Source organism: Acinetobacter sp. ANC 4862 (assembly GCF_004336635.1).
Taxonomy (GTDB): Bacteria; Pseudomonadota; Gammaproteobacteria; order Pseudomonadales; family Moraxellaceae; genus Acinetobacter.
This window is the reverse complement of the sequence record NZ_SJXH01000031.1, coordinates 1-17839: the sequence shown is the minus strand read 5'-3', so window position 1 is coordinate 17839 and position 17839 is coordinate 1. Positions and strand designations below refer to the sequence as shown.

The following is a 17839-nucleotide window of genomic DNA, read 5'->3' as shown; positions in this document are numbered from 1 at the left end:
ATGGGGACTCATTTTAGATGAGAACGCAGCAAAAGGACAATTAAACTCGACTATTTGTCGTGATTTTACTCTTGTAAGTTTTGTGGAAAATGCTATGTTGAGGAGCAGAGGGTATTAAAAATCGTGATAGGAGCACAGTTATGACAACGCAAAAGTTTGATGCGACTCCAACGCCAAATGAAGCTATGAGTTTAGATGATATTTCTGAAGAGAAAGTGAAAGAAGCTTGGAAAGCTTATGAAGCAAAACCAGAATATAAAAAATTCAACAAGCATGATCTCATAGAATCCATGCAAAGCTCGAAAGATGAAGCTACAGAATCTGAAAAAGCTTAAATCATAAAAAAGCGCTCAATCAATAAGTTGAGCGCTTTTTTATTCAAGCCATTATTTTAATAATGGTGGAACAGCTTCGTAGTTCAGTTCTACGCGGCGGTTTTCTTTCCATGCATTTTCATCATGACCTGCATTAATTGGCATTTCTTTACCATAGCTCACTGCTTCCAATTGTGTTGCAGCAACGCCATTGGTGATCAGGAAGCTTTCTACCGCTTTAGCACGACGTTCACCCAAAGCCATGTTGTATTCACGTGTACCACGTTCATCGGTATGACCGGTTAAAGCCACTTTCGAATTTGCATTGGCAACAAGGAATTGTGCATGTGCTTGCAGGGTTTGATAGTCTTCATTAGAAAGATCGCTGCTGTCATAGTCAAAGTGAACCACACGTTTTGCCAAGAATGCTTTATTTGCTGCAGTTACACCTTTTGAAGAAGCACCTGCCAGGTTTTGCGCATTTAGAGCCGCATCTTCACTTAAGCCCTCAGTACTTACTGTACTTGCTTCAGTTGGATTTTGACCTGCTTGAATTTCAGCAGCAGGTTTACGGCTGGCACAACCAGTCATCACTAATGCTGTTGCAAGAACAGGAAGGACCAATAATTTAATTGCATTCATCTTTATCTCCATGATCATCATTGCTTTAACTTAAATTGTTATTTAGGTGCCCAAGCAGGTTCGCGAACCTCGCCTTGTTCACTCGGTAAATTCATGCGGAAACGACCATCAAGGGACATGATGGACAATAAACCACGATTCCCTTCACGTGTTGCATAGACCACCATTTGCCCATTTGGCGAGAAACTTGGTGATTCATCCAAACTGGTGGGGGTCAGAATATTGGTAATGCCGGTATTGATGTCCTGAATAGCCACTTTGTAATTGCTGCCACTTGGACGATGGACTAAAGCGATTTTTTTACCATCTGCACTTAATGTGCCACGTGCATTAAATGCCCCCCGGAACGTCAGGCGCTTACTTGAAGTATTTTCAAAGTTATAAGTATAAATTTGTGGTGAACCGCCTCGATCAGAGGTGAAAATAAAGGATTTACCGTCTGGGGCATAACGGGCTTCTGTATCAATGGCACTGTCATTGGTCATACGTTGTAACTGGCGTGTTTCCAGATTCATTTGATAGATTTCAGGGTTGCCATGCAGAGATGCAGTAAACAACATACTTTTACCATCAGGCGAGAAGCTTGGTGCACCGTTTAAACCACGGAAGCTCGCTAATTTTTCACGTTGACCTGTAGCCAAGTTTTGTACATAAATTGCAGGGCGTTTGGTTTCAAATGAAACGTAGGCAATTTTTTTCGCATCCGGTGTCCAAGCAGGGGATAAAATTGGATCACGAGAGGTGAGAATGGTTTTTGGCTGTTCGCCATCTGTATCTGCAATTTGTAAAGTATAACGCTGTTCAGGAGTCGCCGGATTACGCAGTACATAGGCAATGCGTCCGCTAAAGTCACCTGCAATACCGGTCAATGCCTGATAAATTGCATCACTAATCATGTGACCCGCTTGACGAATGCGCGAAGCAGGAACAGTCAGTAATTCATTTAATAAATACTGCTGTTTTTCAATATCATAGAGTTGATAATGAACTTCATACGCGCCGTTTTCTGTTGTTTTTACTGTACCTGTAACCACATAGGGAACACCTGCAGATTTCCATGCCTCTGTATTTGGGCTATTCATACTCGCTGTTGCAGGTAGGTTTTTTGAAGCACTGGAAAATTTGCCTGAACGGTTTAAGTCATTTTCGACAATCGGATAAATGCTTTGATCATTATTAAACGGAATAATCGCAATCTTCGGTGCTTCTTCTGGTGCTTTAGCGATTTCTAAATGCAGTTGTGCATAAGACTGTGTCGCTAAAACAGGACTTAAAGCTGTCAAAATGGTTAGGCAAAGTAGATGTTTACGCGTCATTTCCATCATCCGCTACGTACTCTAAAAAATGTAAATTATTGTGAATTCGGGTGTGTCACATAATGGCATGATTTTGCTTTATTGGAAGTACATCATGATGACTAAACTGTTATAAGACTGTGAAAAGTGAATAAAATATTATCTATTTTTAGTGAAATTGGGGTTTAAACGCCCAAAAAAGCCACATCAATTAAATTGATGTGGCTTTTTATTTTATTTCGCAGTAAAGCTTGAAGTAAAGGTTCTTGCTTCACGTCGTGCATCTGGATCGGAAGGCATTGGGTAAGGCGCTGCTGCACGTACAGCGGCTTCCACACTTGCTTTCATGTCCGGATCACTTGAACTGACGATGACCGATTGAACTGCTCCACTATCACTTAAAGTCACACGAGCAGTGGCTTTTTGACCAGATGAACCGCTCGGAATATCCCACGCACGTCTGACTTTATTTTCAAAATCACGTTTTGCAGTTGAGGCAATTTTCTTTGCTTCCGCTTTTTTAGTCGCGGCTTCTTCTGCGGCTTGTTTAGCAGATGATGCTTTGGCTTCTTCAGCAGCACGTTCACGCGCTTCTGCATCAGCTTTGGCTTTATTTGCTGCATCGGCTTTGGCTTTATTCGCTGCATCCGCTTTAGCTTTATTCGCTGCATCCGCTTTAGCTTTATTTGCTGCATCGGCTTTGGCTTTATTTGCTGCATCGGCTTTGGCTTTATTTGCTGCATCGGCTTTGGCTTTATTTGCTGCATCGGCTTTGGCTTTATTTGCTGCATCGGCTTTGGCTTTATTTGCTGCATCCGCTTTGGCTTTATTTGCTGCATCGGCTTTGGCTTTATTTGCTGCATCCGCTTTGGCTTTATTTGCTGCATCCACTTTGGCTTTATTCACTGCATCTGCTTTGGCTTTATTTGCAGCGTCGGCTTTGGCCTTCGCTGCAGCATTTGCTTTCATTTTTTCAGCAGCGTCAGATTTAGCTTTTGCAGCGGCATCCGCTCGTGCTTTTTCAGCAGTCTCTGCTTTTGCCTTGGCTTGAGCTTTTAGTTTATTGGCTTCAGCTGCCTTTGCCTGTTCGGCAGCTTGTTGGTCAGCTTTTTTCAGAGCTTCCGCTGCAGCCTTGGTTTCCTGTGCGGCTTTATTTACATCAGGCTTTGCTGGTGCTGGTGCTGGTGCTGGAGTAGGAGGAGTAGGCTGGGTAACGGGAATCACTGGAGCAGGTTCAATACTCGGTTTTGCCGTTTGTTGAACTTGTTCTGCCACTTTTTCATGTGCTGTTTCAGACGAGTCTGTCTGTTCTAAAGGTACAGGATCGGGTGGGAGCAAGTCCTCAGGCGTGACCAAAACCATTTTAATTTGTTTAGGTGGCTCGACCGGTTTACTCATGCCCAAAAAAAGTAAGCCAGTCATTGCCACAGCATGGATTCCGAGGGTAAATCCAAGCGCAATTGTTTTTTCTTTGGATTGTGGCTTTTTCAAATCTTTCATACTTTATTCTAGAGGCTTGGTTAGCAGACTAACTTGGGTTAAACCAGCATCTTGAAGACTCGACATTAAAGCCATGACATCTCCATAAGGACGTGTGGTAGCACCATTAATGACAACATTCATTTCCTTGTTATCATTTTTGGCTTGGGTTTGTGCCTCAACTAAAAGACTCGTCAACTGAGCCAGATCAACAGGGCCGGTTTTTTGGTTTTTGTATTCCAAATAATAAAGACCATCCTGATCCAGCGTCACGATTGTCGGTGCATCTTTAGATTCGATGGGATTACCATTGGCTTGAGGTAAATCGACTTTAATCCCGCTGGTGATCATAGGTGCTGTGACCATAAAAATCACCAAAAGTACCAACATGACGTCAATATAAGGGACGACATTCATCTCACTTTTTAGTGGTTTTTTGACACGCTCAAAGCGTCCAGAACGCTGAATTGCCATTAGTCATTTTCCTGTGCAGAACTCACAGTTTGACGTTGTAATAGCGCCACCATTTCTTCAGCAAATAATGCACGGTCTGAATAGACTGTTTCACCTTTAGCGGTGTAATGGTTAAAGGCCAATACTGCTGGAATTGCAGCAAAAAGACCAATCGCTGTTGCAATGAGGGCTTCGGCAATACCCGGAGCAACGGTTGCCAAAGTGACTTGATCGACATCCGCCAGACCAATAAAGGCATTCATAATGCCCCAAACCGTACCGAACAGACCGATATAAGGTGCAACAGAACCAATGCTGGCAAGTGCGCCCAAGCCTTGTTCAAGCAGACCTTGGTCACGGCTTAAACCGACACGCAAAATACGTTCTGTGCCTTCAACAGTTTGTTGTGTGGTTGCCTGGAATTTTTTGAGTTTAAAAAACTCGCCAATGCCTTGATAGAAGATATCTTCCAAACCGGTGCGTTTGGAATTCAGTTGCGCGTTGTTGTATAGGGTATTAAGTTCAGCGCCAGACCAGAAGATTTTTTGAAAATGTTCATCTTCAGCCTGGGCTTTTTTATAACTCATATGTAACTTGGCAATCAGATACCAACTGTATAAAGATGCTAGCAGGAGCACGAGCATTACCAGTTGAACGATGGGACTTGCTTGTAAAATAAGATCTGATATGTGTAAAGATGATTCTAGTTGTGTTGCCATAGTTACAATGTGCCAATAAATTTTTTAGTCTTGTCCTAACTCTTTTAGAATTAGATTACGGATTTCCTCAGGAAGCCGTGTTGGACGCATGCCGTCTACACTAATACATGCCAATTCGACTTCGCCAGATGCAAGCATGATTTCACCACGATAAATATTTTGTTGCAATACAAAAGATGTTGCTTTACATGAAACAACACTCGCAGTCACGGTAATGAGGTCATCCATCAGGATTGGACGTGAATATTTCACATTTATTTTATGTACTACAAAGTGATAATCTTTTTGGTGCCAGTAGTGGTCAACACCTGCCGCACGTAACCATTCGGTACGGGTACGTTCCATAAAACGAATATGGTTTGCATGATAGACAATGCCACCTGCGTCAGTGTCTTCAATATATACACGAATGTTGAACTCGAATTTATTCGCCATGATTGTGTCCCATTTTTCAATTCGGTTTTATGGTTTTAGTTGTACTTTTAGCGAGTTAAAAAATCTGTAAAAATGACGTTTTTTTCGCTAAGAGTCAAGCTGTGTAACGCATTGAAGTTTAGCAGTTTGAGTTTTTAGTCCAATGGCACAAGGTTTCAAATGAGATCTATTCTGTATTCAATCAACACAACCTTTAGATATAAAAAAAGTGAGCAAAGGATGCTCACTTTTAAAAAAAATGGACTTTATTTTTTTGCAGCTTGCATCTTTTTCCAGTCAGTCTGTACCTGTTCGGCGACTTTTGGATAATCCAGGATGAAGCGTACATGGCTTTCTACCCCGGTTTTTAAAGTTGCATTATCGACGATAAATAACGGGTTATGGTTAGGTGCGGCTTTCGCCATGTCTTGATCGGCAGGTGTTGCGCCCACAAAGACAAATAAAGATGGCATCAGCTGACCATAATAGGCAAAGTCTTCACTTGCACTGGCATTGTTGTCCAGCACATGCAGTTTATCTTCGCCATTCACTTGGGCAAGTGTAGGTTGCATCAGCTTGGTTAAGGTTTTGTCATTGGTGGTTACCGGCGCATATGGCGCAATTTCCACTTTTGCAGTGACATCATTGGCTATAGCATTATGTTCGACCATTTTCGGTAAAGTTTTTAAAATGCCTTGACGCACATCTTCACTGTTAGAGCGAATGGTGCCGACCATATTTACCTGATCAGGGATGACATTACCTGTTGTTCCACCGCGGATACTGCCAATACTGACTACGCCCATGCCTTTGGTTAAATCTGCATTACGACTGACTAAACTTTGCATGTTATTGATCATTTGCGAAGACGCATAAATTGGATCACGACCGAGCCAAGGCATAGAGCCATGCACCTGTTTACCATTCACTTGAATGCGTAAGTGGTCGGCACTGTTCAGAATCGCGCCATCTTTATACAAGATATTGCCACTTGGCATGCCTGCCATCACGTGCATACCGAAAATCACTTCCGGTTTTGGATTGTTCAATGCACCATCGGCAATCATTTTACGTGAACCGATTAAATGACCTTGGGTAAAGTTATCAATATCGGCACCGCCTTCTTCAGCCGGTTGGAATACAAATATCACAGTACCGGCAATTTTATCTTTATTCGCTGCTAAGGCTTTGGCGGCACCCAGTAGCATTGCGGTATGGGCATCGTGACCACAGCCGTGCATCACGTGAGTTTCTGCCCCTTGATAAATGGCTTTGGCTTTACTGGCATAAGGGAGTCCAGTTTTTTCTTCAATCGGCAGGGCATCCATATCGGCACGCAATGCCATCACTGGACCAGGTTTAGCCCCTTTAAGTACACCAATTACACCGGTTTTGGCATAGCCTTTACGCACTTCAATGCCATAAGATTTCAACTCTTTTTGTACCAGCTCAGAAGTTTTGAATTCCATATTTCCAAGTTCAGGGTGTTGATGAATATGTTGTCGAAGCTTAATGGTATGCGCTTCTACATTTTTAACGGAATCATCAATCCAGTCTGCAAAGCTGAGTTGGCTGCAAAGGACAAGGGGAAGACAAAGGGAGATCTGCTTGTACATGTTCATATCTTGGGAAAATCCTGAAGAGTTTGAAATAGTTAAAGTGACTCTCTAGGATTGCATACAGATCTAAATTCGACCAAAACCCTCTAAGTATTTGTTTATACTTTAAAAGTATATTAAGTATTAATGTTTGTTCTCAAAGGGCTTTATTCGCTTTTTTACATTGTAAAATTATGTATTTCATGTGAAAGTGAGTTTATAAAGTTTGTATATAACACTTACTTTTTGAATCTATGCCTAGCGATTTCATTTGATTCAATCTATGGATGGCGCATTGCATGACGGGTAAATATTCGAGTTTAAAATGAACCGTTTTTTGAAATATCTCATCATTTTCGCCATTGGATTTGCACTGTGGTCATATTGGCTGAAACCGGATAAAGGTATTTCAGATGCTGCTGATTATCAAACCACAGCGGGAATTCATCAGTTTAATGGCTATAGCATGACAAATTTAGAGCCTTATACTGGAGAGTTTCGGGTTTTATCTAGAGAAAATTATAACTTTGGACGCGAGTCTGAGATTAGCCCTGTCGATTTTGCTTTGGGATGGGACAAAATGGCTGATCCACAGGTCTATCAGCAGTTGTCGATTCGACAAAGTAACCGTTGGTATTATTGGCGTTATGAAAATGCTCCACCCATTCCGGTACGTGAAATTGAAACGCAAAGTGCCAATACTCATTTGATTCCTGCAAGCAAAGCCATCGCTAAACAACTGGCTCAAATTGATCAAGATGATTTAATTTATTTAAAAGGGCAGTTGGTGGAAGTGAAGTCTTCAGATGGATGGACGTGGCGTAGTTCTTTAAGTCGTGAGGATACAGGCGGTGGTGCGTGTGAGTTGATGTTGGTGGAAGAGGTTAGGGTGATTTCCAAATCATAGAGCTTTTATTTTTAGTGGTGCTAGTTTGTTGATCAAACAGCCGCTATATCCTTTGATTTTGTGCTTATAAAAAGTTTTAGCATTCGCTTAGATAAATTATAAGATTTCATTGCCACAATTTTTCAATAAAATTGAAATGCATTTGTGTAGGCAAGGTCTTACTTTTGAGAAGCCAAAATGAGGATCTCAAAATATATTTTGAGTCCGCAAGAAAAGCCTTTGTTACCCATACACAAGATCCTGAGCCAGTTTTAAGCACTGCTTTAAAATGCAGCGCAAGGGATGGCTAACGTGTGGCATCCCTGCCACACTCGTGTATCCAAAGCTTGCTTAAATTAAGCTATGAAATACTAATGAACCTAAGTTATTTTTAAATCATTTATCACTTCGGCTCAGGCGGTGTCATCCCAAACTGCAAATACGCCATATTGGTGGCAATACGTCCTCGAGCAGTACGCATGGTATAACCTTGCTGAATTAAATACGGCTCAATCACATCTTCCAAAGTGCCCGAATCTTCTGCCATTGCGGCAGCCAAAGCTTCCACACCGGCAGGGCCACCATCAAAACGTTCTAACAACATGCTTAAATAACGACGGTCTAAAGTGTCCAAACCATCTTTATCAACTTTCAACATATCCAGTGCACGTTGCGCCATATCCTGATTAACTTCACCTGTGCCTTTGACTTGAGCATAGTCACGCACGCGACGCAGTAAACGATTGGCAATACGCGGTGTACCCCGTGCACGACGGGCAATTTCTTTAGCCCCATCATCGGTCATGGGAACATCCATTAAACTTGCTGAACGTGACACAATATGAGTTAGGTCAGCCACTGAATAAAACTCTAAACGCTGCACAATACCAAAACGGTCACGCAGTGGAGAGGTCAGTAAGCCTGCACGCGTCGTTGCAGCCACTAAAGTAAATGGCGGCAAATCCAGTTTAATTGAACGTGCACCGGGTCCTTCACCAATCATGATATCGAGTTGGTAATCTTCCATTGCCGGATACAGAATTTCTTCAATCACGGGTGAAAGACGGTGAATTTCATCAATAAATAAAACGTCACCTTCTTCCAGATTGGTCAGCATGGCTGCCAAATCACCGGCACGTTCCAGTACCGGTCCAGAAGTTGATTTTAAATTACCGCCCATTTCTCGCGCGATAATATTGGCCAGGGTGGTTTTACCTAAACCCGGTGGACCAAAAATTAAAGTGTGATCGAGTGCTTCACCACGACCACGTGCTGCGCCAATAAAGATCTCCATTTGCTCACGTACCACCGGCTGACCAACATAGTCATCCAGTGAAGTCGGGCGAATGGCACGATCAAAATGATCTTCGGGTTTTTCAGAACCACTGATGAGACGGTCTTGCATATTTGTTGAATCTATCCCTAAATGGTTGATTTGAGCTGGATAAATTCACAGCCTCAAAAAATCTCTCGGACTCATTTTGCCTTTGCGTAGGCAGTAGTTACTTTTGAAAGATGAGCAGGATATATACTGCGCAAGGTAACAAAAATCTTTTGTTGGATTGAGGATATATCCCTATATCCCAATCCAACTCGGCGACATCCATGTCGCCAAAGCGCTAGCAAATTCTGGACTGAAAATTTGCTAATAGGTAGAGAGCTTATTTATTCATCGACTTTAATGCTGCACGGATAATATCACCGGCTTCAGTGTAATCACCTTTCACGGCATTAATCAGTTTTTGAGCTTCTAAAGGTTTATAACCTAGTGATTGTAAAGCTGCTTCTGCTTCAGCAACCGCTGAATTCCCCATAAACTGAATTTGTGGCGCTGTTGAATTGGTCGGGACATTGCCTGAAGACATGGCTTTAAAACGGTCACGAAGTTCAATCATGAGGCGTTCAGCAGTCTTTTTACCCACACCCGGAACTTTAACCAGTGTATTCAGGTCTTCATTTTCAACGGTGTGAATGAGCAGATCGATACTTAAAGTCGATAAAATACCGAGTGCCATTTTAGGACCAACGCCGTTCACTTTAAGAAGTGTACGGAAAATGGTTTTCTCTTGTGCATCTAAAAAACCGTAAAGCAATTGTGCATCTTCACGTACGGTTAAATGCGTCCATAAAGTCACTTTCTGCCCTTTGTGTAATTGGCAAAACGTAGAAAGCGGGGTATCCACTTCATAGCCCACGCCATTTACATTTAACAGTACTGTCGGTGCTTCTAAAGCAAATACTTCACCAATGAGACATCCAATCATTTTGATTTTTTCACTTATCTATCGTTCGTTGCATAGTAGTGAGCATTTGCACGAAAGGCAAAATGCGCACGCATATTTATTTAAATTTTGCAGGGAGTTTCGCCTGAAGATCTGCAAAATCTTTACATCCAGCCGGCTTTATTGCCTTGTAACTCTTGCGACAGGTTATAGGCCTGATGGTCTGAAAACTTCGAAATAATATCCAAAACCTGCATAATATTTTCATAGTGATTACTTTCAAAATATACCCCTGCACGTTGCAGCATCGACATCAATCGCTGTTCCTTAAAACTTAAAGTTTTATGCGGCGTAGTCAAAGGAATAAAGGCATCCAAAATATTTTGCAGACTTTGATGGGCAATAATCTCTAAACCTGCTTTTTGTGGGTGTTCAAAAATTTTGTCACGTGCCAGTTCTTTGGCGCGATTAATGCCAACTTCAATATCTTGTGAACAGTATTGCAATAAACTGCCTTTAAGCTGACCACTCAAAATTTCCAGATGATGTTTGGCAAATGCCGTGGTCACTTCATCCACCAGACGCTTCATCACTCGTCCCCTTAAGGCAGCAATCTTTTGTTGCCAAGTGGTGTGCAACATGGCCAATTCTTCAGGAATGCCATAATCACCAATTAAGTTCAGGAAAATAGGCTCCACTTCTTCATAAGAGAGCATGTTTAAAATAATGCCATCTTCAAGATCAATCAGGGCATAACAGGTGTCATCTGCTGCTTCTAATAAATAGGTCAGTGGATGACGGCAATAGTGATATTCACCCAGCTGAATTAAACCGAGCTGCTCTGCAATTTGCTTCAAAATCTCTTTTTCAGATTGATAACAACCAAACTTTGCCCGTTGACTGGCAGGGCGGTCGCCTTGTGATGCAATGGTTTTGGACAGCCACGGGTACTTTAAGTAAGCCCCTAAGGTTGCGTAAGTTAAGCGCATGCCACCATCATTGGGATGATAGTCAATTTTGGTCAGTAAGCGTAAACCTTGGGCATTGCCTTCAAACTGGCGTACATCGGCTTGTTCTTCAGGCGTGAGTTTTTCTAAAAAATTGCCATGTGAAGCATCATCAAACCATTCGCGAATGGCATATTCACCGGCATGTCCAAAAGGTGGATTGCCAATATCATGCGCAAGGCAAGCTGCCTGAATAATCGCCCCGACATCGGCAGGAGAAATCCACACTGGCAGTTGATCTTTAATTTTTTCCGCTGCAAGCATGCCGAGTGAACGACCAATACAGGATACTTCTAGCGAATGGGTTAAACGGGTATGAATACCGTCGTGTTGTGTCAGCGGATGCACTTGGGTTTTACGGTTTAGCTGACGAAAACTTTGCGAGAAAATAATGCGGTCATAATCTTTATGAAAGGGGCTACGTGCCTGTTCTGTACTTTGTTTTTTGCTACCAATACGAACTGTCGAAAGTAGTTCTAACCAACGCATTTGTTCCATTTATCATTATTCAGTGATGACCTGAAATCATCATGCCAAAAAAAAGCCGAACAGACTAGAGTGGTGCGACATGATTTGTCTTGTGAATAGAGAACATAAACGGTCAGGGGATGCTTCATGTTTCCTGAATGTTTTTAAATCGCATTGATCCTACTGGTTCAAACTCTGAGAATGATGCGGACTTAGACTTCGATTATTCTATTTAATGAACAAATGAAAGATGATGTGCTTGAGTTTTCGCTATGTTATCTCAGTGTTGGTGACAGCATTGATCAGGTTGATCCGCAATCACTTAAAATTGTAGCTGAGGCGGTGGTTCATCTGCCGAAAACCCTTGCTAGGCAATCACTCTACGAATTGTAAATAACATTTAGAAACAAGATGCTAAAGAATCCGATAGAGATAAAATTCAAAATTTTTAACTGAAAATTAAAGTATTCTTCATTATTCTTACATGAATAGATGCCACATTCGTGAATTTCTATCTAGCTGATTTTGCCAATACACAGTAGAATATGCGCTCTCTCTAAGTCACATTGGCGGTATGGTCCAAAAGACCTGCCCGTGGAGCCAAAATCAGCATGTTTATCGTGGCCGGTGCACCAGCACACTCTTCTTTTAAGAAAACTCAACTCTTAAACCGTTTAGCGTCAATGAGTTCTGTTCAATCAATTGAAAGTCAATGGATTTATCTGTTTGATCAAGCGCTCAACGAGCAGCAGCATCAATCTGCATTACAACTATTAAATGACGGCGCGTCTTTTGAAGTTCGCCAAGCGGCAAGTGATGAAATTCAAGTTCTTGTAACACCGCGTTTAGGGACAATCTCTCCGTGGTCTTCTAAAGCGACTGATATTTTTGCCAATTGTAATACCCCGATACACCGCCTTGAACGCGGTGTTTTGTTTACTTTAAAGGGTATTTCTGAAATATCGAATGAAGTGAAACTGGCATTGCATGACCGCATGACTGAAAGCGTTTTCAGTCAAATTGATGATGCCGTTGCTTTATTTAACGAGACTGAACCAAAACCTTTAAATAGCATTGATATTTTAGGTCAAGGTAAAGAAGCACTGGTTAAAGCCAACTCTGAATTTGGTTTTGCATTGTCTGATGAAGAAATCGACTACTTAACTGCAGCATTTACCAAGATGGGTCGTAACCCACATGACATCGAGCTGATGATGTTTGCACAAGCAAACTCTGAGCATTGCCGTCATAAAATCTTCGGTTCAGAATGGACAATTGATGGTGAAAAACAACCATTGTCATTGTTCCAGATGATTAAAAATACCTATAAAGAATCTCCTGCAGATGTATTGTCAGCATATAAAGACAATGCCTCTGTAATCGTGGGTTATGACACACAACGTTTCTATCCAAAACCGGATGAAAATGGTCACCACGTTTATAAATATAAGAGCCAAGCTGCTCATATCCTCATGAAAGTGGAAACCCACAACCATCCAACAGCGATTGCACCATTTGCCGGTGCAGCGACAGGTTCAGGTGGTGAAATTCGTGACGAAGGCGCAACAGGTCGTGGCGGTAAACCAAAAGCAGGTTTAACCGGTTTCACCGTGTCTAACTTGAATATTCCTGGGTTTGAACAACCTTGGGAAGACAATTACGGCAAACCATCGCGTATGGCATCTCCACTACAGATCATGATTGATGGTCCTTTAGGTGGTGCTGCGTTTAATAACGAATTTGGTCGTCCTGCCTTAAATGGTTACTTCCGAACTTTCGAACAAAACGTCAATGGTGATGTAAAAGGTTTCCATAAACCAATTATGATTGCCGGTGGTTACGGTAACATCCGTCCTGACCATGTAGAAAAAGATCCAATCCAACCGGGCGACTTGTTGATCGTGCTGGGTGGTCCTGCAATGCTGATCGGCTTAGGCGGTGGTGCAGCATCTTCTGTAGATAGCGGTAAACTGGGTGAAAACCTCGATTTCGCATCTGTACAACGTGAAAATCCAGAAATGGAACGCCGTTGCCAAGAAGTGATTGATACTTGCTGGCGCTTTGAAGATAACAACCCAATCGTATCTGTACATGACGTGGGGGCGGGTGGTGTATCGAATGCAATGCCAGAACTCGTGAACGATCACGAACTTGGTGCAGTCTTGAACCTTCGTAAGATTCCTTCATTAGAGCCAGGCATGTCTCCAATGGAAATCTGGTCGAATGAAGCGCAAGAACGTTATGTATTGGCGATTCGTCCATCATCATTAGAACTTTTTGAATCGATCTGTGCACGTGAACGCTGTCCGTTTGCCGTGTTAGGTGAAGCGACTGAAGCACGTCATTTGACGGTTGAAGATCCATTGTTTGGTAACAAAGCTGTGGATATGCCAATGCAAGTGATGTTGGGTGGTACACCTCGCATGAGCCGTTCATATGAAACCATTGAACGTAAAGGCGATGACTTCACTGCGGCAAATGTTGATCTAAAAGATGCGATTTACCGTGTTCTTAAGAACCCAACCGTTGCGTCTAAATCATTTTTGATCACCATTGGTGACCGTTCGATTACTGGTATGGTTGCACGTGACCAGATGGTGGGGCGTTGGCAAGTTCCTGTAGCGGATGCTGCAGTGACCACTACAAGCCTTGTAGGTTATACAGGTGAAGCAATGGCGATGGGTGAACGTCCTCCTGTTGCATTGCTCAATCCTGCGGCGTCTGCACGTTTGGCTGTGGCTGAATCGATTTCAAACATCATGTGTGCCAACATCGAACAGATCAGCGACATTAAATTGTCTGCGAACTGGATGGCTGCGGCCGGTCAAAAAGGCGAAGACCAAGCGCTATTTGAAGGTGTTAAAGCGATTGGTATGGAAATGTGTCCAGCCTTGGGTATTGCAATTCCAGTCGGTAAAGACTCATTGTCTATGCGTACTACCTGGAACGACGAAGGCGAAGACAAATCAGTCACTTCACCAATGACAGGTGTGATTACTGCATTTGCACCCGTCGGTGATGTGCGTAAAACATTAACACCAGAATTGAAAAATGAAGATTCAGTACTGGTACGCATTGACTTGTCTAAAGGTCAGTTCCGTTTAGGCGGTTCGATTCTTGCTCAGGTTTACAAAGCTATTGGTTCTGTGACGCCTGACGTAGACAGCTTCGATGACTTCAAAGCATTCTTCGCATTGGTTCAAGACTGGAACAACCGCGGCTTAGTGAAGGCTTACCATGACATCGGTGATGGTGGTTTACTCGCGACTGTTGCAGAGATGATGTTTGCTTCACGTTTGGGTGTAGCACTTGAAGATCAATCGACTGAAGCTTTATTTGCTGAAGAAATTGGTGCAGTACTGCAAATTGCATCTAGCGATTGGGAAGCACTACAAGCTGAAGTTGCTGAATCAGTATTGAAAGATGCAATTAGCGTTGTTGGTCGTGTAAATAACACGGATCAATTGTCTATCAATGGTTTAGTCCTTGAACGTGCTGACTTGCAAGTGGCGTGGACTGAAGTTTCACATCAAATCCAACGCTTACGTGACAACGTCGAAACTGCGGATTCTGAGTTCGCTTTAATCACAGACAAGAACCACAAAGGTATCATTACACAGCCGACATTCGACTTGAATGAACCTGTTGAAGCGCCGTTTATTAATTCACGTCGTCCAAACATGGTGATCTTGCGTGAACAAGGCGTAAACGGTCATATTGAAATGGCTGCGGCATTCGACAAAGTTGGATTCAACACTGTCGATGTTCACATGAGCGACCTTATTGCAGGTCGCATTAGCCTGGATGACTTTGAAGGTCTGGTGACTTGTGGTGGTTTCTCTTACGGTGACGTCATGGGTGCAGGTGGTGGTTGGGCTAAATCAGTTCTATTCAACCCTAAACTTCGTGATCAATTTGAGAAATTCTTTAATCGTCAAGAAACCTTCTCTCTAGGGATCTGTAACGGTTGTCAAATGTTGTCGCAATTGGCGCCATTGATTCCGGGTGCTGATGCTTGGCCACGTTTCCACCGCAACACTTCTGAAGTTTTTGAAGCGCGTGCGGTTAACGTTCGTGTAGAAAAATCTCACTCGATCTTGTTAGACGGTATGGAAGGTTCGATTTTACCAATCGCAGTTGCGCATGGTGAAGGTCGTGTTGTTGCAACTGAAGATAAAATTGCTGCGTTAAATGCAGGCAATCAAGTTAGCTTGCGTTATGTAGACAGCTTCGGTAACCCTACACAACAATATCCATTGAACCCGAACGGTTCACCGGAAGCGATTACTGGTGTGACGTCTATGGACGGTCGTGCAACGATTATGATGCCGCACCCTGAACGTAACTTCCGTGCAGTTCAGCATTCTTGGAAACCTGAAGAATGGACGGAAGATGGTGCATGGTTACGCATGTTCCGCAATGCACGTAAGTTCATTGGTTAATTCTGAAGTGTTTTGAAAAAAGCCACCTTCGGGTGGCTTTTTTATTTTGTACATATTTTTTATTTAATTTTATTTCTCCCGCTGGACTTGGTTTGGATTTTGCTTTTATATTGGAGTGAAAGAGTATTTGTGTGTTTTATGCACAATGATGATGCAATATAGAGGAAAGATGGTTCACTAAATATAAGTTCAGGATTGAATCTCTAAGTGAGGTGACACAATGCTAAAAACTGTGACATATACAAATGTTGATAAAGCGACTTTACGTAAGAAAGGCTGGATGTTTTTTATGGCAGTTGTTGGGTTGCAAATGTTGTTCTTGATCGGTAGCTATTTGCTTCAAAATTCTTAAATTTTTAAATTGAAAAAGCCACCGTGAGGTGGTTTTTTTATGGCTTCAATATTGATATGTACAGCCGAATTGATTGTGTAAAGTTTCAATAAATAACGCGTAGGCGACGTTTTACTTTTGAAAGGTCAAAAGTAACAAAAACCTTTTATTTGGCAGAAGATACATCCTTGTATCTTCTGCCAAATGTGCGACATCCATGTCGCTAGTCATGTGATTTTATGGTTGATAATAAAAATAGAGTTTTTCTTTTGTTATTATGGGGTAATTAAAAATACATGAGATAGAAATTGAAAACTAAAGAAAAGAGATCAAAAAATAATATAGTTTTTGGAGCTGTTGTTGGCTTAGCGGGGATTGCTTGTGGTTTGTGGCTTCTAATCTATTTGGAGAAATTATCAGGAACTGAGTTTGTAGGTTTTAGTCTTGGATTTGCTGTGATTGGATTGATTATCGCTTTTGCTGCTGAGGTGCAGGAATTTTCGATTGCAGGAAATGGTGTTAAATTGAAAGAGCTGAGATCAGAAGCTGAAAAAACGATTCATGAATTAAAACAAGCACGTGCAGAGTTATTTCGTATTCTAATGCAAAAAAGTGTTGAATTTTCTGGTGGTTGGAGAAGTGATTCTAGAGTGGATGAGAGAGTTATTCCTTTTCTTAAATTATTTGAACAGATTGAAAAGTTTGATGGTGTTAAGGAACTAGAAATTGATATTAAAAAGGCTTTAAATGTTTTGATGGTTGGACAGTATAATCAGTTTAAGTTTATTCATGAAATCCAAAAAAATGTAGGTGATAGTTTTAATGAGCAAGATAAACCAGATATTTTATATATAAAATTAAAAGATGAAATGCTGCATGAAATTATAAAAATTCGATCACCTGAACCAAATTTTGATGATGTTAAATTGGATGTAATACAAGGTATACAAGCCTATTCAAAACTATATTCTATAAAAGTTAAACTTGATAAATTAGAAAGTGAATCATAGAGAATGTTTAAATCTATCTACTATGTTCTAGAATTAACTTATAAAAAACGGCTTCAATCAGCCGTTTTTTTTATTCTTAATTTTTTAAGGTGCTAACGGTTCTTGCTGTTCAGTATCAGGCATAGGTGCGGATTCTTCCTCATCATTATAAGGATTTTCCAGTTCCAAAGCTTGATCAAGCTCAGAATCAAAAACATCGGTCAGCATACTGTCGTAACGTTTGGCATTATAGGTCAGTAGACTGGATGCTTCCTGTTGAGTGATAAAACCTGTTTCTACCGCATGAACCGTACCGGGTTTGTCGGAGACCAACTTTCTTGAGAGAATGTCCCAATGACAAAACCAAAATATACTCCTGAAATCAGAGAAAGAGCGGTTCAATTATTGATTGAATCTGAAAAAGATTATCCTTCTACTTGGGCTGCAATCACAGCAATTGCACCTAAGATTGGCTGTACTCCTGAAACACTACGTTCCTGGCATCAGAAGTATTTGAATCAACAGAATCCAATCAAAGTACAGCAGCTTTCAGACCAAGAACGCATTAAACAACTTGAAC

At 41.7% G+C, this 17839-nt stretch carries 16 protein-coding genes and 1 pseudogene; 6 read left to right on the top strand and 11 right to left on the bottom strand.

Translation table 11 applies throughout. The features are described 5' to 3' along the window. The first annotated feature begins 140 nt into the window (after window positions 1-140). Window positions 141-335 (top strand): NF038105 family protein, encoded by a 195-nt coding sequence (locus E0409_RS12575; protein ID WP_131291375.1) that lies wholly within the window; start codon window positions 141-143, stop codon window positions 333-335. A gap of 51 nt (window positions 336-386) precedes the next feature. Here the strand turns inward: E0409_RS12575 and pal are convergent, their stop codons facing one another. The 7 genes from pal to E0409_RS12540 all read right to left on the bottom strand — a co-directional run bounded on the left by pal (window position 387) and on the right by E0409_RS12540 (window position 6932). Then, window positions 387-956, bottom strand: coding sequence for a peptidoglycan-associated lipoprotein Pal (gene pal / locus E0409_RS12570; RefSeq protein WP_131291372.1), 570 nt, complete (start codon window positions 954-956; stop codon window positions 387-389). A gap of 38 nt (window positions 957-994) precedes the next feature. After that, entirely contained in the window at window positions 995-2278 is a 1284-nt protein-coding gene (gene tolB / locus E0409_RS12565; protein ID WP_165541338.1) for a Tol-Pal system beta propeller repeat protein TolB, read from the bottom strand. Window positions 2279-2485: 207 nt separating this feature from the next. Continuing rightward, window positions 2486-3751: a cell envelope integrity protein TolA gene (gene tolA, locus E0409_RS12560; protein ID WP_131291368.1), complete on the bottom strand. Its 1266-nt coding sequence runs from the start codon at window positions 3749-3751 to the stop codon at window positions 2486-2488. A gap of 3 nt (window positions 3752-3754) precedes the next feature. Continuing rightward, entirely contained in the window at window positions 3755-4204 is a 450-nt protein-coding gene (tolR, locus tag E0409_RS12555; RefSeq protein ID WP_131291366.1) for a protein TolR, read from the bottom strand. Continuing rightward, a complete protein-coding gene (gene tolQ / locus E0409_RS12550; RefSeq protein WP_131291363.1) occupies window positions 4204-4902 on the bottom strand; it encodes a protein TolQ in 699 nt (232 codons plus the stop codon). The genes tolR and tolQ overlap by 1 nt, the downstream gene beginning before the upstream one ends. Before the next feature lie 24 nt (window positions 4903-4926). Further along, window positions 4927-5337, bottom strand: coding sequence for a tol-pal system-associated acyl-CoA thioesterase (gene ybgC / locus E0409_RS12545; RefSeq protein WP_067724926.1), 411 nt, complete (start codon window positions 5335-5337; stop codon window positions 4927-4929). A gap of 245 nt (window positions 5338-5582) precedes the next feature. Then, complete coding sequence (locus E0409_RS12540; RefSeq protein ID WP_165541337.1) at window positions 5583-6932, bottom strand: amidohydrolase; 1350 nt, start codon at window positions 6930-6932, stop codon at window positions 5583-5585. Window positions 6933-7239: 307 nt separating this feature from the next. On the opposite strand from E0409_RS12540, the gene E0409_RS12535 reads away from it, so the two are divergent. Beyond that, a complete protein-coding gene (locus tag E0409_RS12535) occupies window positions 7240-7821 on the top strand; it encodes a hypothetical protein (RefSeq protein WP_131291359.1) in 582 nt (193 codons plus the stop codon). Between the two features lie 382 nt (window positions 7822-8203). Here the strand turns inward: E0409_RS12535 and ruvB are convergent, their stop codons facing one another. The 3 genes from ruvB to E0409_RS12520 all read right to left on the bottom strand — a co-directional run bounded on the left by ruvB (window position 8204) and on the right by E0409_RS12520 (window position 11527). Next, complete coding sequence (gene ruvB, locus E0409_RS12530) at window positions 8204-9205, bottom strand: Holliday junction branch migration DNA helicase RuvB (RefSeq protein WP_131291357.1); 1002 nt, start codon at window positions 9203-9205, stop codon at window positions 8204-8206. A 256-nt stretch (window positions 9206-9461) separates the two neighbouring features. Beyond that, window positions 9462-10064, bottom strand: coding sequence for a Holliday junction branch migration protein RuvA (ruvA, locus tag E0409_RS12525; RefSeq protein WP_131291355.1), 603 nt, complete (start codon window positions 10062-10064; stop codon window positions 9462-9464). 122 nt (window positions 10065-10186) lie between these two features. Further along, entirely contained in the window at window positions 10187-11527 is a 1341-nt protein-coding gene (locus tag E0409_RS12520; RefSeq protein ID WP_131291354.1) for a deoxyguanosinetriphosphate triphosphohydrolase, read from the bottom strand. A gap of 581 nt (window positions 11528-12108) precedes the next feature. On the opposite strand from E0409_RS12520, the gene purL reads away from it, so the two are divergent. The 3 genes from purL (at window position 12109) to E0409_RS12510 (ending at window position 17280) form a co-directional block, all read left to right on the top strand. Continuing rightward, the gene (purL, locus tag E0409_RS12515; protein ID WP_131291353.1) at window positions 12109-15939 is read left to right on the top strand and encodes a phosphoribosylformylglycinamidine synthase; all 3831 of its coding nucleotides are present in this window, start codon (window positions 12109-12111) and stop codon (window positions 15937-15939) included. Between the two features lie 220 nt (window positions 15940-16159). After that, window positions 16160-16291, top strand: a complete 132-nt coding sequence (locus E0409_RS16780; RefSeq protein ID WP_252151816.1) for a KGW motif small protein — start codon at window positions 16160-16162, stop codon at window positions 16289-16291. Window positions 16292-16578: 287 nt separating this feature from the next. Further along, window positions 16579-17280: a hypothetical protein gene (locus tag E0409_RS12510; protein ID WP_131291352.1), complete on the top strand. Its 702-nt coding sequence runs from the start codon at window positions 16579-16581 to the stop codon at window positions 17278-17280. A gap of 84 nt (window positions 17281-17364) precedes the next feature. On the opposite strand, the pseudogene E0409_RS12505 reads toward E0409_RS12510, so the two are convergent. Further along, window positions 17365-17562 (bottom strand): annotated as a pseudogene (locus E0409_RS12505) (hypothetical protein); the annotation flags it as partial. Between the two features lie 51 nt (window positions 17563-17613). Between E0409_RS12505 and E0409_RS12495 the strand changes: the two are divergent. Next, window positions 17614-17839: transposase (locus E0409_RS12495; RefSeq protein ID WP_131291350.1), on the top strand; the 226-nt coding region annotated here is incomplete at its 3' end.

What these genes read in the sequence shown, in the direction of transcription:
- tolB (WP_165541338.1), bottom strand. Translation starts at nt 2,278, where the DNA reads ATGGAAATGACGCGTAAACATCTACTTTGCCTAACCATTTTGACAGCT.
- ruvB (WP_131291357.1), bottom strand. Translation starts at nt 9,205, where the DNA reads ATGCAAGACCGTCTCATCAGTGGTTCTGAAAAACCCGAAGATCATTTT.
- tolA (WP_131291368.1), bottom strand. Translation starts at nt 3,751, where the DNA reads ATGAAAGATTTGAAAAAGCCACAATCCAAAGAAAAAACAATTGCGCTT.
- E0409_RS12575 (WP_131291375.1), top strand. Translation starts at nt 141, where the DNA reads ATGACAACGCAAAAGTTTGATGCGACTCCAACGCCAAATGAAGCTATG.
- ruvA (WP_131291355.1), bottom strand. Translation starts at nt 10,064, where the DNA reads ATGATTGGATGTCTCATTGGTGAAGTATTTGCTTTAGAAGCACCGACA.
- pal (WP_131291372.1), bottom strand. Translation starts at nt 956, where the DNA reads ATGAATGCAATTAAATTATTGGTCCTTCCTGTTCTTGCAACAGCATTA.
- purL (WP_131291353.1), top strand. Translation starts at nt 12,109, where the DNA reads ATGTTTATCGTGGCCGGTGCACCAGCACACTCTTCTTTTAAGAAAACT.
- ybgC (WP_067724926.1), bottom strand. Translation starts at nt 5,337, where the DNA reads ATGGCGAATAAATTCGAGTTCAACATTCGTGTATATATTGAAGACACT.
- E0409_RS12535 (WP_131291359.1), top strand. Translation starts at nt 7,240, where the DNA reads ATGAACCGTTTTTTGAAATATCTCATCATTTTCGCCATTGGATTTGCA.
- tolQ (WP_131291363.1), bottom strand. Translation starts at nt 4,902, where the DNA reads ATGGCAACACAACTAGAATCATCTTTACACATATCAGATCTTATTTTA.
- E0409_RS12540 (WP_165541337.1), bottom strand. Translation starts at nt 6,932, where the DNA reads ATGTACAAGCAGATCTCCCTTTGTCTTCCCCTTGTCCTTTGCAGCCAA.
- E0409_RS16780 (WP_252151816.1), top strand. Translation starts at nt 16,160, where the DNA reads ATGCTAAAAACTGTGACATATACAAATGTTGATAAAGCGACTTTACGT.
- tolR (WP_131291366.1), bottom strand. Translation starts at nt 4,204, where the DNA reads ATGGCAATTCAGCGTTCTGGACGCTTTGAGCGTGTCAAAAAACCACTA.
- E0409_RS12520 (WP_131291354.1), bottom strand. Translation starts at nt 11,527, where the DNA reads ATGGAACAAATGCGTTGGTTAGAACTACTTTCGACAGTTCGTATTGGT.